Genomic DNA, 15,789 nt, shown 5'->3' with positions numbered 1-15,789 from the left:
CCGTACCTTGCGACGCGTGGACGCACGCGCCCGGTGCAGGACATCGCCATCGAAGCCCTCGTCTCGACCACGCAGGACGGCCGCACCCACGGCAGCGACCCCGAGCCGGAGCGGGAACGCATCCTCCGGCTGTGCCACTCGCCACGGTCCGTGGCCGAGGTGGCCGCAATCGTCTCGATGCCGCTCGGCGTGGCCCGCGTGCTCGTCGCGGATCTCGAGACCGAGGGAATGGTGCGGGTGGCTGACCCGCATGCGGCATTTGCCGGCTCCGAGGAGCCGGCCCGTAATCTGAGTGTGCTGGAAAGGGTGAGGGATGGCCTTCGTCGACTCTGAGGTGTCTGGCGGCACACAGGCCGACCAAGATGCGCTGTCGGTCAAGATCGTCGTGGCCGGCGGCTTCGGCGTGGGCAAGACGACCTTCGTCGGCGCGGTGAGCGAGATCGAGCCGCTGCGCACCGAGGCGCTCATGACCGAGGCCTCGACCAGTGTCGACGACCTCTCCATGCTGCCCGAGAAGCGCACCACCACTGTCGCCATGGACTTCGGCCGCATCACGCTGGCCGAGGACCTCGTGCTGTACCTGTTCGGCACGCCGGGCCAGAACCGGTTCTGGTTCATGTGGGACGACATCACCCGCGGCGCCATCGGCGCCGTCGTGCTCGTCGACACCCGCCGGCTGGCCGACTGCTTCGGCGCCATCGACTACGTCGAGCAGCGGGGCATCCCGTTCGTCGTCGCGCTCAACGCGTTCAACGGCATCCAGGAGCACGACGTCGAGGACGTCCGCGACGCCCTCCAGGTCGGCCCCGAGGTCCCGTTCGTCGTCACCGACGCCCGCGACCGCGAGTCGGTCAAGGTCGTGCTCGTCACGCTGGTCGAGCACGCGATGTCGCTGATCAAGCAGACCTGACGCGATTCGCCGGGAACCTCCGGCATGCACCGTCCGTCCTGGTGACATGCGTCACAGGGGGTGGGTGGCCGGTCTCGTCGTCACGCTGACGGCGTGCACGGCCGCGGACGCCGAGCCTGACGATGAGACGACGGCGTCGGAGCAGCGCTACACCGGGACGTTCACGGTGCTCGAGGACACCGAGCACGGCCCGCAGTTGTGCCCCGGCGGCGCGCTCACGAGCTACCCGCCGCAGTGCGGCGGCCCGGACATCCCGAACTGGGACTGGGACGCCGTCGAGCACGAGACGGCCGACGGCGTCAGCTGGGGCGACTACACCCTCACCGGGACGTTCGACAGCGACGAGTTCACGCTGACCGAGCCGGCCGAACCGCCGGAGCCGACCGGCCTCGCCGAGGAGTTGCCCGACCTCGACGTCCTGCTCGACACGCCGTGCCCGGCGCCACCGACCGGCTGGGTGCTCGTCGACGTCGCCACCGCGAGCACCGAGGCGCTGGGCGCCGTCGTCCGGTACGCCGAGAGTCTCCCCGGCTACGGCGGGCTCTGGGTCGACCGTTCCGTGGAGCAGCCGCCCGGCGCGCCCCCGTCGGCAGCCGCCGCGGCGGCGATCCTCAACGTCAGCTTCACCGGCGACCTCGCCGCGCGCGAGGCGGACCTGCGTGCGGTCTGGGGCGGCGCGCTCTGCGTCACGGCGGCCGAGCACCCGCACACCCGGCTGGAGGAGATCCAGGCGGAGCTGGCCGGCGAGTTCGGCATCTTCTCCGCCGGGGTCTCGGAACCGGAGAACCTGGTCGAGGTCGAGGCGCTGGTCGACGACGGCCTGCAGGAGCAGCTCGACGCGACCTACGGCCCCGGCGCGGTGCGGGTGACGTCGGCCCTGCGGCCGGTGCCGTCCGACGACGCGCCGACGATCTACGACGGGACGTTCACCGTCATCGAGTCGCGGGACGGCGAGGTGTACGCCTGCTCGTCGGTCATGGAGTCCTACCCGCCCCAGTGTGGCGGCGGCTTCGAGCTGCACGGCTGGTCGTGGGACGACATCACCGGAGAGGAGTCGGCCGACGGCGTGCGGTGGGGCACGTACCACGTCGCGGGGACGTGGGACGGCACCGCGCTGACGCTGACCAGGCCGCCCGAGCGCCCGCCGCCGCCCGGCCCGCCGGAGGATCTGAGCCAGCGCTTCGACACGTCCTGCCCGACCCCGCCGGGCGGCTGGGCGATCTTCCACGGCGCCCTGACGCACGCTGCCGACTTCGACCGCGCCCACGCGTACGCCCTGGCCGCACCCGGCTACGTCGACTCCTGGCTGGACCGCCACGTCGCGCCGGAGGACCGGTCGGCGACGGCACCGGCCGAGGTCATCGTGAACGTGCGGTTCACCGGCGACCTTGCCACCCACGAGGCGGTCCTGCGCAGCCTGTACGGCGGCGCCATCTGCGTGAGCCAGGCCGAGCGCAGCCAGCAGGAGATGGAGGCCATCGCCGCCGAGATCGCGGCCGAGCACGACGCCCTCGCCTGGATGGTCGAGACGCCGGCCAACACGGCGTGGATCCAGGTGGTCGTCGACGACGGCCTGCAGGAGCGGCTCGACGACGAGTACGGGCCGGGCATGGTGCGGGTCGAGGCACTGCTGCGGCCGGTGGACTGACGCCCGCCGCCGGAACGCCGCGACCCCCGGCGCCGTCCAAGTGGCATGCGTCACTTCGGGTGGATCGTCGCCGCGCCGGTCGCGGCCCTGATGCTCGCCGCCTGCGGCGATGAGGAGGCGCCCGCCAGCGCCTCGCCGTCGGACCCCCCGTCGTCCGCCGACGCCGGACAGCTCTACACCGGAATCTTCACCGTCCTGGAAGGGCAGGGGCACGGCCCGCAGCTGTGCTCGGCCGTCGCGGACTCGTTCCCACCGCAGTGCGGCGGTCCCGACGTCGCGGACTGGAACTGGGACGAGGCGCCCGACGCGACCTCGGCCGACGGCGTGACCTGGGGGTCCTACTCCGTCACCGGCACCTGGGACGGCACCGCGCTGACGCTCACCGAGCCGCCGCTGGCCGGCGCCGCCACGTCGCCGGTCGTGCCGGACGATGCGCTGCCCGACTTCTCGCCACCGTGCGAGCCGCCGGCCGGCGGCTGGGCCGTCGTCGACGCCGCCACCGCCACCGTGCAGGGTCAGGCGGCCATCGGCGCGTACACCGAGACGCAGCCCGACTGGGCCGGCACCTGGGTCGACGAGTCGATCGAGCCCGCGGTCATGACCGTCCTGTTCACCGGTGACCTCGAGCGGCACGAGGCCGAGCTGCGACAGGTGTGGGGCGGCCCGCTGTGCGTCGGCGCGGCCGAACGCAGCATGGCGGAGCTGACGACCATCCAGGAGGAGCTGGCCGGCTCCGTGCCGAACCTGAACCGCGTCGGCCCGGAGTACACCGCCAACGTCGTCGAGCTGCACGTGTTCATCGATGACGGGCTGCAGGAGCAGCTGGACGAGCAGTACGGCGAGGGCGTGGTCCGGGTGTCCGCCTCGCTGACACCGGTCGAGTGATGCGTCTGCCCTGAGCAGAGGACCGTGACGGACACCCGCCGCGCTGGCTAGCGTCGGGCACCATGAGTCGTCACGCGATCGTCGTCGGCAGCACCGGCCAGATCGGCCGCGCCACCGTGGAGTCCCTGCTCGCCGACGGGTGGACCGTCACGTCGGTCCACCGCGGCACCGTGGCGCAGCCGTCCGGCTGGGCCGCGCGCGGCGTGGTCGAGCGGCCGGCCGACCGCGCCGACCTGGCCGGGGTGGTGGCCGCGTCCGGCGGCGCTGACGTCGTCGTCGACACCATCGCGTACGACGACGCCGACGCGCGGCTGCTGCTCGGCCTGGCCGGCGACGTCGGCTCGCTGGTCGTCGTCTCCAGCGCGTCGGTGTACGCCGACGACGCGGGCCGCACGCTGGACGGGTCGACCGGGCCGGACGACTTCCCGCGGTTCGCCGGGCCGGTCCCGGAGACCCAGGCCACCATGCCGCCCGGACCGGCCACGTACTCGACGAAGAAGATGCTGCTCGAGTCCGCCCTGCTCGACGACGGCCGGCTGCCGGTCACGGTGCTGCGGCCGTGCGCCATCCACGGTCCGGGCAGCAGCAGCCCGCGTGAGATCTGGCCGTTGCTGCGCGCGCTGGCCCGCCGGCCGCGCGTCCCGCTGGCGTACGGCGGCGCGAGCCGGTTCCACACCACCAGTGCGCCGAACCTCGCCGAGCTGATCCGGCTCGCGGCCGCGCGGCCGGGCACCCGGGTGCTCAACGCCGGCGACCCGGAGCCGCCGTCCGTCGCCGAGATCGTCCGGATCGTCAGCGCGACCGCCGGCCACGACCCGGAGCTGGTGCCGCTCGACGGTCCGGCCCCGGCCAGCCGTGTCAGCCGGACCCCGTGGTCGGTGCCGCGCCCGTACCTCGTCGACATGACGGCGGCGACGGCGCAGCTGGGCTACGCACCGGTCGCGAGCTACGCGAGCGCCGTTGCCGAGACGTCGGCCTGGCTGCGCGAACGACTGGCCGACCGGCCCTGGCGCGAGGCGTTCCCGCTGCTGGCGCAGTACTACGGCAACAGGATGGACGACTTCGCCGCCGAGGACGAGCTGCTCGCGTCGCTCCCCTGACCCGCCCCTCCCGCGTTGATCTTGGAGTTTTCGCGGTATCTATCGGGCACGGGCCGGAACTCCGCACCTACTCCAAGATCAACGCGGGAGTGGGCGGCGGCGCGCCGTGGCCGCGACGACCGCGCGCCAGCCGACCAGGAACGCGCCGAGCACCACGGTCGCGACCACGACGAACGAGGCCGCCGTCCCCTGCCCGGATGCGGCGCGCAGCAGCATCCCCACGGCGACCGTCGCCACCCACACCGTCACGCCGCTGACCAGCGATGCCGGCGGCCGGCGCCGCAGCATCGTCACGGCCCACCCGGCGGCCAGCCCGGCCGCGAACGGCCACGCGGTGCGTGCGAGCCCCGCCAGCGAGAGCGGGTCGTCGTGCGTGCGCCGGCCGATCAGCACGAACACCACCACGAGCGCGGCGTCGACGAGCAGGGCGGGCCAGGCTCTCACGCTGAGCTCTCGGGCTGCTCGGACCACCACCGCAGCAGTTCGTCGCGCACCTCGTCCTCAGGCAGCACGCCGCGGTCGAGCCGCAGTTCGAGCAGGTGGTGGTACGCGCGGCCGACCAGCGGACCCGGCCCGATGCCCAGGACCTGCATGATCTGGTTGCCGTCGAGGTCGGGCCGGATGGCGGCCAGCTCCTCCTGCTCGGCCAGCCGGGAGATGCGGTCCTCCAGGCTGTCGTACGACTGCTGCAAGGCCAGTGCCTTGCGTCGGTTGCGCGTCGTGCTGTCGGCGCGGGTCAGCACGTGCAGCCGCTCGAGCTGGCTGCCCGCGTCGCGGACGTAGCGGCGCACCGCGGAGTCGGTCCATTCACCGCCGCCGTAGCCGTGGAACCGCAGGTGCAGCTGGATCAGCTGGGCCACGTCGTCGATGACAGCGGACGGGTAGCGCAGCGCCGCCAGCCGCTTGCGAGCCAGCTTCGCGCCGACGACGTCGTGGTGGTGGAAGCTGACGCCGCCGCCGTCCTCGAACTTGCGGGTGCGCGGCTTGCCGATGTCGTGCAGCAACGCGGCCAGCCGGGTCACGAGGTCGGGTGCGCCGCCGGGCAGCCGCCCTTCCAGCTCGATGGCCTGCTCGAGCACCGTCAGCGAGTGCTCGTAGACGTCCTTGTGCCGGTGGTGCTCGTCGATCTCCAGCCGCAGCGCGGGCAGCTCCGGCAGCACGTGGCCGGCGATGCCGGTGTCGACCAGCAGCGTCAGCCCGGTGCGCGGCGCCGGCGAGAGCAGCAGCTTGGTCAGCTCGTCGCGGACCCGCTCGGCCGACACGATCTCGATGCGGGCGGCCATGTCGGTCATCGCCGCGACCACCTCGGGCGCCACCTCGAAGCCCAGCTGCGACGCGAACCGGGCGGCCCGCATCATGCGCAGAGGGTCGTCGGAGAACGACTGCTCCGGCGTGCCGGGTGTGCGGATGAGCCGCCGGCCGAGGTCGGCCAGCCCGCCGTAGGGGTCGACGAACTCGCGACCGGGCAGCAGCACGGCCATGGAGTTGACGGTGAAGTCGCGGCGGACGAGGTCGTCGGTGATGGACGCGCCGTACGCGACGGCCGGCTTGCGGCTGGTGGGGTCGTAGCTGTCGGCGCGGTAGGTGGTGACCTCGATCAGGAAGCCGTCCTTGGTGCCGCCGATGGTGCCGAACTTCTGCCCGACGTCCCACAGGTTGTCGACCCAGCCCGCGAGCAGGCGCTTCGTCTCCTCAGGGCGGGCCGACGTGGTGAAGTCGAGGTCCTGGCCCAGGCGGTCGAGCATGGCGTCGCGGACCGACCCGCCGACGAGCGCCAGCTCGTGCCCGGCCGCCTGGAAGCGCGCGCCCAGCTCGTCGGCCACGGGCGCGATGCGCAGCAGCTGCCGCACCGCCTGTCGCTGGGCCTTCGAGAGCACGTGGGTCGCCGCTTCCTTCGTTCCGATCACGACGGACCAGCCTAAGGGTCGAAGGGCACCGGCACCCAACCGGTTTCCGACCTGCGCAGGATGCGGCCGCATCCCGGCTACTCTGGACGTATGCCCGGCTCGCCGTCCTCGCCAGCCGACGGTCCGCACCATCGGCGACGTCGGGGGGCGAGGCGACGGCGGAAAGCCAGCCGGCCGCGGCTGCGCACCGTCCGAGAGACCTCAGCGGGGGGCCTGGTGGTCGACCGCTACGAGCACCCGTCGAGTGTCGCCCTCATCGGCCGCATCGACCGACGCGGGCGGCTGGAGTGGGTGCTGCCCAAGGGACACGTCGAGGCAGGTGAAACGCCCGAGGAAGCTGCGGTGCGGGAGGTATCGGAGGAAACTGGTCTGCAGTCGAGGGTCGTCACCCCGGTCGGCGACATCGACTACTGGTTCGTGGCGGACAATCGGAGGATCCACAAGACGGTGCACCACTTTCTCCTCGAGGCCACCGGTGGGAGTCTGAGCACCGACGACGTGGAGGTGAGCGAAGTGGCGTGGGTGCCACTGGACGAACTGGCCGGACGGATGCGCTATGCGTCCGAACGGCGGCTGGCGCGACGGCTGCGCGAGCTGCTCCCGGCCTCGCCCGGCGACACCCCGGCGGCCACCGTCTCCGAGTCCGGCGGCGCCCGGAAGGACGGGTCATGAGGCTGGCCGGCCTCCGAGCACTCGCCGCCGTCTGCGCCCCCGCCGCCGCCCTCGGCATCGGGTTGCTGGCGCCTGGCACGGCCGCGGCCGTGGAGACGGCGCCCGACGCCGCCGCCCTCACCGCCGAGGCCACCCTGACCGGCGTCTCGCCGGGCGTCCTCACCCCTGACGACGACGGCATCACGCTCACCGGAACGGTGACCAACACCGGCGACGAGCCGATGGGGAGGGTCCAGGCACTGCCCCGGTTCAGCACCAACCGGGTCGAGTCGCGCGACGAGCTCCGCGCCATCGGCACCGACGAGGAGCTCTACTGGGGGTCGCGCGAGAGCGACGGCTTCGACCCCATCGCCGACACCCTCGAACCGGGCCAGGCCGAGACGTTCACCGTCACGCTGTCCAGGCAGCAGCTGGGCTTCGACGCCGACGGCGTCTACGTGGTCGGCGTCGACATCCTGGCCACCACGGCCGAAGGCGAACGCGCGCGGGTCACGACGTCTCGCACCGTCGTGCCGTGGATCCAGAGCCCCGACGAGCTGCCGTCCGTGCCCGTCGCCATGCTCTGGCCGCTCGCCGCACGTCCGTCGCTGCTGCCCGACGGCACCCTGACCGACGAGACGCTGGCCGAGCAGCTCGCCGCCGACCAGTCGCTGACGGCCGTCCTCGAGGCCGCCGCCGAGGCACCCGTCACCTGGGCCGTCGACCCCGACCTGCTCGACACCGTCTCCGTGCTGGCCGACGGCTACAGCGTCACCACGCCGGAGGGCTCGATCGAGGGATCACAAGCCAACACTGACGCCGCGCTGGCCTGGCGCGAGCGGTTCGACCAGGTCACCCAGGACGCCGACGTCTGGATGCTGCCCTACGCGCTGCCCGACGTCGGCGCCCTCGACGAGCACGACCCGGCGCTGGCCACGGCGCTGACCCAGGAATCGCTGGCCGCCTCTGAGACCGCGGCCGAGCCGCTGCCGTCGGCCACCTCCGGCGTCGCCTGGCTCGACGGCGGCTCCGTCACCGAGGGCGTCCTCACGACACTGGCCGACGCCGGCACCGAGACCGTCGTCGTGCCGTCCGGCGCGGTCCAGGCGGCCGACGACGAGGCCAGCGACGACGAGGCAGGCGAGGCCGCCAGCGGCGAGAACGGCGCGCTCGGCCAGGTCAGCGCCGGCGACCACACGCTGAGCGTCGTCGCCGCCGACGCCGGGCTGAGCTCGGCCATCACCGACGCCGCCGCCGCCGACGACCCGACCGCCGGCGCCGTCGACCTCCAGCAGCGCTGGATCGCCGAGACCGCCATGGTCGCGCTCGCCGCCGCTGCCGACGACACCGAGCCGCCGCTCCTGGTGGCCGCCCCGCCGCTGCGCTGGCGACCGGCCGACCCGATCCCGCAGAGCCTGGTGACCGCCTGGACGTCCAGCACCTGGGTCGAGCCGGTCGGTCTCACCGACCGCATCGACGCCGGCGAGGCGCCGGAGGTCACGCCCGCCCCGTCCGACGGCACGGCCCTGCTGCCCGAGGCCAACGTCGCCGCGACGGCCCAGCTGCGCGACGACACCACCCAGTACACCACGCTGCTGGCCGACCCCGAGGACGTCACCACGGCGCTCGACCACGCCACGCTCCGCTCGGCGTCCACCGGCTGGCGCGACAACCCCGAGACCGGGGTCTCCTACGCGCGGGGCATCGGCGAGGGCCTCACGCAGCGGATCGAGCAGGTCAGCATCACCGTGCCCGAGTCGGTCACGCTGTCCAGCCGGGCCGGCGCCTTCCCGCTCACCGTCACCAACGACCTGCCCGAAGCCGTCAACGTCCGGCTCGAGGTGCACTCCGAGAACCCCGACCGCCTGCGCGTCACCGAGATCGAGACCCAGGAGATGGCGCCGGGCGAGCAGAAGCTGGTCGAGGTGACCGCCGAGGCCGCCGCCAACGGCCGGGTCCCGATCGAGGTGCAGCTGACCACCAACGACGGCCAGCCCATCGGGCCACCGGTCGCCACGGTCGTCAACGCCACCGAGTACGGCACCATCGGCTGGGTGATCGTCGGCGGGGCGGGCGCGCTGTTCCTCGGCGCGATCGTCCGCCGCACGCTGCGCAACCGCCGTCCGCGCCGACGCCGTCGTCGTCGCTCCGACCCGCCGGCCCCGGCGGACGGGAGCATCCTCGACGAGCTGCCCACGGAGGCGAGACCGACGCAGGAGGCGACGCGGTGACGGCGACACAAGAGCCGCCCCGCAGCTCCGGCCTGCTGGGCTCCAGCGCCATCATGGCCGCCGGGACCGTGGTCTCGCGGCTCACCGGCTTCGCGCGCGCGGCCGTCGTCGCGGCGGCCATCGGCCTGACCGCGGCCACGGCCGACGTGTTCAGCGTGCCGACGGTGCTGCCGACCATGCTGTACATCCTGGTCGGCGGCGGGGTGCTCAACTCCGTGCTCGTCCCCATGCTGGTCCGGGCCATCAAGAACGACGCCGACGGCGGCAACGCCTTCTCGCAGCGGCTGTTCAGCCTGGCCGTGACGGTGCTCGGGCTGGCGACGGTCGTCGCCGTCCTGGCCGCGCCGTTGCTGATCCAGCTGATCGTCGACGACCGCTACCTCCAGCCGGAGATGCGGCCGTACTACGACAACATGGTCATGTTCGCCCGGTTCTGCCTGCCGCAGATCTTCTTCTACGGGCTGTACGTGCTGATCGGCCAGATGCTCAACGCCAAGGGCCGGTTCGGCCCGATGATGTGGTCGCCGATCCTCAACAACATCGTGGCCATCGCAGTGTTCACCGTGTTCCTGGTGGTCTACGGCACGCAGGGGTTCGAGCCGTTCACCTCCGCGCAGACCATGCTGCTGGGGCTGGGCACGACGTTCGGTGTCGTCGCACAGGCGCTCATCCTCATCCCGGTGCTGCGCAAGACCGGGTTCTCGCTGCGGTTCCGCACCGACTGGCGCGGGCAGGGTCTAGGGGAAGCGGCCCGGCTCGGGCTGTGGACCGTCGCGTTCGTGGTGGTCAACCAGCTCGCCTACCTCGTGGTCGTCAAGGTCTCGTCCGGTGCCAGCAGCATCAGCGCGACCGATGCCGGCGCCGGCTACACCGTCTACGCCAACGCCATGCTGATCATGATGGTGCCGCACTCCGTCATCACGGTCTCGCTGGCGACGGCGCTGCTGCCGCGGCTGGCCGACCTGGCCTCCGACGGCAACCTCGACGAGGTCCGCGAGAAACTGGTCTCCGCGCTGCGGATGTGCCTGGCGGTGATCATCCCGCTCGGCGCGCTGATGGCGGCGTTGGCGTTCCCGCTGACCGCCATGATCTTCGACTACGGGTCCGCCGGCGGGCAGACCGACCGGCTGGCGTTGACGCTGGTCGTCCTGATGCCGGGGCTCGTCGCGTTCACCATCCACTACCTGGTGCTGCGCGGCTTCTACGCCATGCAGGACACCCGGACCCCCTTCTTCAACCAGATCTGGGTGTCCGCGGTCATCATGATCGGTGCCGTCGGGACGGCCGTCCTGGCACCCGGCGACCAGTACGTCACGATGGCGCTGGCCGGCGGCTACAGCGTCGCGTACCTCGTCGGCGCGTGCACCGGCGCGTATCGCCTGCAGCAGCGCATCGGGACGCTCGGTGGCGGCCAGCTCGTCCAGCACATCGTCCGGCTGCTGATCCACTCGGTCATCGCGGCCGCGCTGGCCTGGCTGGTGTGGCGCGGCTGGACCGGCCTGGGGGTCGGCGACGCGCTGCCGTCGCTGGTCGCGCGGATGCTGGAGCTGTTCATCGGCGGGACGGTGGGCCTCACGACGTTCGTCGGGCTGGCCTACGCGTTCCGGGTGGCCGAGGTCCGTACCGCCGTGCGGATGGTGATGGCACGGCTGCGCGGCGGCGGCCGGGCGGCTCCTGCCGTCGACCCCGGCGACCTGCTCGAGGACACCGCCGAGTACCTCATCCCGGTCGAGACCGGCACGCTCAGCATCTTCCGTCGTCCCGTCGATCCCAGCATGACGTCGGAGTTCTTCCTCGACGAGACCCTGCCCGGCGTGCCGAGCTTCTTCGACACGCACGCGGGCGGCTACCGCGACCGCGCGGGCGTGGGCGGCGCCGTCGTCGGCCTCGACGCGGTTCGCGACGGCGCACGAGTGGTCCAGCCGCTGCCCGGCACGCGGCCGGGCGCGCCGTCGGAGCCGCCGGCCCCACCCCGCGGGCCGATGGCGGGGCAGCGGCGCACGGTCGCCGGACGCTACCGGTTCGAGCGGCTGCTCGAGAACGCCGACGGCATCCAGTCCTGGCAGGCGGTCGACGACGTCCTGCGGCGGGCCGTGTTCGTCCAGGCCGTCGCTCTGGACGACCTGCGGGCGCCGGGGTTCGCCACCGCCGCGCGGGTGTCGTCCACCGTCTCCGACCCGCGGTTCCTGCGCGTCCTCGACGTCGGCAGCGACGACGACGTCGCCTACGTCGTGCGCGAGTGGACGCCGGGGCAGAGCCTGGCCGCTCTGCTCGCCCACGCCGGCGCGTTCCACCCCGAGCAGGCCGCCGCCGTCGGGCGCGAGGTCGCCGAGGCCATGGCCACCGCGCACGCCCAAGGGCTGGCGCACCGCCACCTCGACCCCACGCTGGTGTTCGTCACGGCCGACGGCTCGGTGAAGGTCGCCGGGCTGGAGACGGAGTACTCGCTGCGCGGGCGGGCCCAGACGCCGTGCGAGCCCACGGACCCGACCCAGCCGAACGCGGCCGAGCTCGACGCCATCGGCATCGGCGGCGTGCTCTACGCCGCGCTGACCGCCCGCTGGCCCGTCGGCACGCCTGGCGGACTGCCGCCGGCACCGCTCATCGACGGCCGGCTGGCCTCGCCCCGTCAGGTCCGGCCCGGCGTGCCGCGGCTGCTCGACGCCGTCACCGACCGCGCCATCGGGCATGCCCGCCGGCACCACGCGACGCCGCTGGTCACGCCGCTGCAGGTCGCGACCGAGCTGGCCAACGGCGCGCGCAACCACCACCGCGCCGTCGTCGCCGACGAAGCCGTCGTCGCGGCACCGCCGGCGCTGCTGGACGAGCCCGGCGAAGAGCCGCCGTCCAGCCGCGTCGAGCAGCTGCGGGAACGGCGCAAGTCCGGCCGCACCGCCCGGTTGCTCGGCGTCATGGCCGCGATGCTGCTGCTGGTCGGCGCCACTCTGGTCGGGCTGCAGCTGCTGCTCGGCGCCATCGACGACGCCGGCGACGACGAGTCCCCGTCGGCCTCCGCGCCCGGCGAGACCGGCACCACACCGGCCGACGAGACCCCGGCCGCCGACCCGACCCCGATCGCGGCCACCGCCGCCACCGACTACGACCCCGCCGGCAACGACGAGGAGAACTCGAGCGACGTCGCGAACATCTTCGACGGCGATCCCGAGACGACGTGGACCACCGTCAACTACTACGACCCGCTCGAGGACCAGAAGGCCGGCGTCGGCATCTACCTCGACCTCGGGCAGGCGGTGTCCGTGCGCGAGGTCCGGCTGGCGCTGGTCAACGCCGGTGCGACCGTCGAGCTGCGGGTCGCGCCCGAGGACGCCACGCAGGCGCCGGACGATCTCGACGGCTGGACCGCCGTCGACACCGTCGAGGGTGCTGAGCAGAATGTCACCCGCACACTTGACGAAGCCGTTACCACTCGGTATCTCCTCGTGTGGTTCACTCAGTTGCCCCGTGCCGACGACGGCAACTACCGGAGCGGAATAGCCGAAGCGGAGGTGCTCGGGTGACGCAGTCCGCGCCCGGTCCCCGGGTGCCCGACGAAGAGCTCCTGCGCCAGCACGTCGACGGAGATCCGGACGCCTTCGGTGAGCTGGTCAAACGCCACCAGGACCGTATGTGGGCGGTCGCGCTGCGCACCCTCGGCGACCCGCACGACGCCGCCGACGCCCTGCAGGACGCGATGATCAACGCGTTCCGGCGGGCCGCGTCGTTCCGGTCCGAGTCCGCCGTCACCACCTGGCTGCACCGCATCGTCGTCAACGCCTGCCTCGACCGCGTCCGGCACGCCGCCGCCCGCCCGGCCGACCCGGTCGCCTTCGACGGCACCGAGATCCCCGGCATCGCGCCCGCCACCGACCCGTCCAGCGACCCCGCCGAGCGCACGGCCCTGCGGGTCGACCTCGAGCAGGCGCTCGCCTCGCTGCCGGTCGACCAGCGGCTGCCGCTGATCCTCGTCGACGTCGAGGGCCTCCCGGTGGCTGAGGCGGCCGAGCTGCTCGGGCTGCCGGTCGGCACCATCAAAAGCCGCTGCGCGCGGGCCCGCGCCAAGCTGGTGCCGCTGCTGGCCCCCGGCCGGTTGAGCAGCACGGGCAACGCTCCGGGGAACCAAGGCGCCGGTGGTGACGTCCCATCTGGGACGTCGCGTGGAACAGGAGGTGAGCATCGGTGAGTACACCTGAGGCCCATCCGCCTACCCATGTGCTGGCCGATCTCGCCGAAGGCGTCCTCGACGACGCCCAGGCCGGCGAGGTCCAGGCCCACGTCGACCAGTGCGCCACGTGTCAGGGCACCCTCGCCGAGCTGGCCCAGGTCAGCGTCGCGCTGCGGGCCCTGCCGGCCGAGCTGCCGATCCCCGAGTTCGTGGCCGCCCGCATGTCCCACGCCCTTGCCGCCGAGCGGTCGTCCGGCGGTGACGCCGGCGGCTCTGACGCCGCCGAGTCGCCCGATGCGGGCGCCGGCGGCGGCACCGTCGCCTGGTTCCGGCGACGGCTGCCCCAGGGCCTGGCCGCCGCCGCGAGCGTTGCCGTCATCGGGTTCGCCGGCTACGTCGCCGTCGAGAGCGGCGGTGGCGACGACAGCAGTGGCTCCGGCGACGCCGCGGTCGCCGAGGGCCAAGCAGGCGACGGCGACGACGACGCCGGGCTCGAGTTCGGCACGTCTTCTGACCTCGGCCGGGGCGGTTCCCCGAGCCCGACGGAGGATCCTCCGGCCGCGGCTGACGATCCCTATACCGCGCCGCCCGGCACGCCGGAGCACGTCGACCCGGCCGAGGTGACCGCCGCCGTCGAGGACGTCGTCCAGCAGCGCGTGGAGGCCGTCAACGAAACCTGCGGCGACGACCTGTCCGAGGAACTGGGCCTGCCCGTGATCGGCTCCACCCTGGTCGGCTCCGGAGTGCTCGTGGTCCTCGAGGACGCCACCACCTACGACGGCTGGCTGCTCTGGACCTGCAGCTCCAGGTCCAACGAGACGCTGGAACCGACCGTCGAGCTCCCGAAGACGGAGTGAACGGGCGGCAACCACTCCGCCGGGAATGCCGACCGCCTAGGATCCGTTGGGGCAGATGAACCAACGCGACGCTAGGGAAGGCACAGGCGTGACGGACATCCGTGACCTGATCATCATCGGTTCCGGGCCGGCCGGGTACACGGCCGCTGTGTACGCTGCCCGGGCGCGGCTCGAACCGCTGCTCATCGAGGGTGAGGTCAGCTGGGGCGGCGCCCTGATGAACACCACCGAGGTCGAGAACTACCCCGGCTTCCGCGACGGCATCCTGGGCCCGGCGCTGATGGAAGAGATGCGCGCCCAGGCCGAGCGGTTCGGTGCGCAGATCCTCACTCGCGACGTCGTCGAGGCCGACCTCACCGGCACGGTGAAGTCGGTCACCGACAGCGAGGGCAACGTCCACCGCGCCCGCGCCGTCATCGTCGCCACTGGCTCGAGCTACCGCGAGCTGGGACTGACGAACGAGAAGCGGCTGTCCGGGCACGGTGTCTCGTGGTGTGCCACGTGTGACGGGTTCTTCTTCCGCGACCAGGACATCGCCGTCGTCGGCGGTGGCGACTCCGCCATGGAGGAGGCCACCTTCCTCACCCGGTTCGCGCGGAAGGTCTACCTCATCCACCGCCGCGACTCCCTGCGCGCGTCGAAGGTCATGCAGGAGCGGGCCTTCGCCAACGACAAGATCGAGTTCGTGTGGAACACCGAGGTGCTCGACGTCCTCGGCGACGAGAAGGTCAGCGGCCTGCGGCTGCGCGACACCGTCACCGGTGCCGAGCGTGAGCTGGCCGTCACCGGCCTGTTCCTCGCCATCGGCCACGACCCCCGGTCCGAGCTGTTCAAGGGGCAGCTGCGCCTCGACGACGAGGGCTACGTGCTGGTCGACGCGCCGACCACGAAGACCGAGCTGCCCGGCGTCTTCGCCGCCGGCGATGTCGTCGACCACATCTACCGCCAGGCCATCACGGCGGCCGGCACCGGCTGCCAGGCCGCCCTCGACGCCGAGCGCTACCTCGCCGACCTCGAGGCCGCCGATCACGCCGTCAAGCCTGAGCTCGCCGTCCGCTGACGCCGAGCTCCGTCACCAGAGAAGCGCCCACCATCAAGGAGTCCCTATGGGCAACATCCAGCACGTCACCAGCGCCGACTTCGACGAGAAGGTTCTGCAGAGCGACAAGCCCGTTCTCGTCGACTTCTGGGCAGAATGGTGCGGGCCGTGCCGCATGATCGCCCCGGTTCTCGAGGAGATCGCCGCCTCGCAGGACAATCTCGAGATCGTCAAGCTCAACGTCGACGAGAACCCCGAGATCGCCGCCAGCTACCGCATCACCTCGATCCCGGCGCTCAACGTGTACTCCGGCGGTCAGGTCGTCAAGCAGATCGTCGGCGCCAAGCCGAAGGCCGCTTTGCTCAACGACCTCTCCGACTACGTGCACTGACGCCCTAG

General features: G+C 72.7%; 14 protein-coding genes. 12 read left to right on the top strand and 2 right to left on the bottom strand.

What is annotated here, in order from left to right:
- Positions 1 to 33: 33 nt before the first annotated feature.
- The 5 genes from BLV05_RS05580 to BLV05_RS05560 all read left to right on the top strand — a co-directional run bounded on the left by BLV05_RS05580 (position 34) and on the right by BLV05_RS05560 (position 4,543).
- Positions 34 to 333 carry a DUF742 domain-containing protein gene (locus BLV05_RS05580; RefSeq protein WP_231948754.1) on the top strand — a complete coding sequence of 100 codons (300 nt, stop codon included), beginning with the start codon at positions 34 to 36 and terminating at the stop codon, positions 331 to 333.
- Positions 314 to 910 (top strand): GTP-binding protein, encoded by a 597-nt coding sequence (locus BLV05_RS05575; protein WP_046767010.1) that lies wholly within the window; start codon positions 314 to 316, stop codon positions 908 to 910. The genes BLV05_RS05580 and BLV05_RS05575 overlap by 20 nt, the downstream gene beginning before the upstream one ends.
- A 46-nt stretch (positions 911 to 956) precedes the next feature.
- Positions 957 to 2,558 carry a hypothetical protein gene (locus BLV05_RS05570; RefSeq protein WP_152690581.1) on the top strand — a complete coding sequence of 534 codons (1,602 nt, stop codon included), beginning with the start codon at positions 957 to 959 and terminating at the stop codon, positions 2,556 to 2,558.
- A 45-nt stretch (positions 2,559 to 2,603) separates the two neighbouring features.
- Complete coding sequence (locus tag BLV05_RS05565; protein WP_052762146.1) at positions 2,604 to 3,443, top strand: hypothetical protein; 840 nt, start codon at positions 2,604 to 2,606, stop codon at positions 3,441 to 3,443.
- Positions 3,444 to 3,505: 62 nt separating this feature from the next.
- Positions 3,506 to 4,543 (top strand): NAD-dependent epimerase/dehydratase family protein, encoded by a 1,038-nt coding sequence (locus BLV05_RS05560; protein ID WP_152690582.1) that lies wholly within the window; start codon positions 3,506 to 3,508, stop codon positions 4,541 to 4,543.
- Positions 4,544 to 4,621: 78 nt separating this feature from the next.
- Here BLV05_RS05560 and BLV05_RS05555 read toward each other — a convergent pair whose 3' ends face one another.
- Together BLV05_RS05555 and BLV05_RS05550 are read right to left on the bottom strand one after the other, a co-directional pair.
- Positions 4,622 to 4,987, bottom strand: a complete 366-nt coding sequence (locus BLV05_RS05555) for a DUF3054 domain-containing protein (protein WP_046767011.1) — start codon at positions 4,985 to 4,987, stop codon at positions 4,622 to 4,624.
- Entirely contained in the window at positions 4,984 to 6,522 is a 1,539-nt protein-coding gene (locus tag BLV05_RS05550; protein WP_082154954.1) for a CCA tRNA nucleotidyltransferase, read from the bottom strand. Before BLV05_RS05550 ends, BLV05_RS05555 begins: the two co-directional genes overlap by 4 nt.
- 144 nt (positions 6,523 to 6,666) lie before the next feature.
- Between BLV05_RS05550 and BLV05_RS05545 the strand changes: the two genes are divergently transcribed.
- The 7 genes from BLV05_RS05545 (at position 6,667) to trxA (ending at position 15,781) form a co-directional block, all read left to right on the top strand.
- Positions 6,667 to 7,122 (top strand): NUDIX hydrolase, encoded by a 456-nt coding sequence (locus BLV05_RS05545; protein WP_269149039.1) that lies wholly within the window; start codon positions 6,667 to 6,669, stop codon positions 7,120 to 7,122.
- Positions 7,119 to 9,332 (top strand): DUF6049 family protein, encoded by a 2,214-nt coding sequence (locus BLV05_RS05540; RefSeq protein WP_046767013.1) that lies wholly within the window; start codon positions 7,119 to 7,121, stop codon positions 9,330 to 9,332. Before BLV05_RS05545 ends, BLV05_RS05540 begins: the two co-directional genes overlap by 4 nt.
- A complete protein-coding gene (murJ, locus tag BLV05_RS05535; protein WP_052762147.1) occupies positions 9,329 to 12,850 on the top strand; it encodes a murein biosynthesis integral membrane protein MurJ in 3,522 nt (1,173 codons plus the stop codon). Before BLV05_RS05540 ends, murJ begins: the two co-directional genes overlap by 4 nt.
- Positions 12,847 to 13,512, top strand: coding sequence for an RNA polymerase sigma factor SigM (gene sigM, locus BLV05_RS05530; RefSeq protein WP_046767014.1), 666 nt, complete (start codon positions 12,847 to 12,849; stop codon positions 13,510 to 13,512). The genes murJ and sigM overlap by 4 nt, the downstream gene beginning before the upstream one ends.
- Positions 13,509 to 14,351, top strand: coding sequence for an anti-sigma factor family protein (locus tag BLV05_RS05525; RefSeq protein WP_157524208.1), 843 nt, complete (start codon positions 13,509 to 13,511; stop codon positions 14,349 to 14,351). Before sigM ends, BLV05_RS05525 begins: the two co-directional genes overlap by 4 nt.
- Before the next feature lie 88 nt (positions 14,352 to 14,439).
- Positions 14,440 to 15,411: a thioredoxin-disulfide reductase gene (gene trxB / locus BLV05_RS05520; protein WP_046767016.1), complete on the top strand. Its 972-nt coding sequence runs from the start codon at positions 14,440 to 14,442 to the stop codon at positions 15,409 to 15,411.
- Between the two features lie 46 nt (positions 15,412 to 15,457).
- Complete coding sequence (gene trxA / locus BLV05_RS05515) at positions 15,458 to 15,781, top strand: thioredoxin (protein ID WP_046767017.1); 324 nt, start codon at positions 15,458 to 15,460, stop codon at positions 15,779 to 15,781.
- Positions 15,782 to 15,789 lie beyond the last annotated feature (8 nt).

Source organism: Jiangella alkaliphila (assembly GCF_900105925.1).
In the GTDB taxonomy this organism is placed as follows: Bacteria; Actinomycetota; Actinomycetes; order Jiangellales; family Jiangellaceae; genus Jiangella; species Jiangella alkaliphila.
Note: the sequence above shows the minus strand (reverse complement) of the source record. Positions and strands in the feature narration are given on the sequence as shown.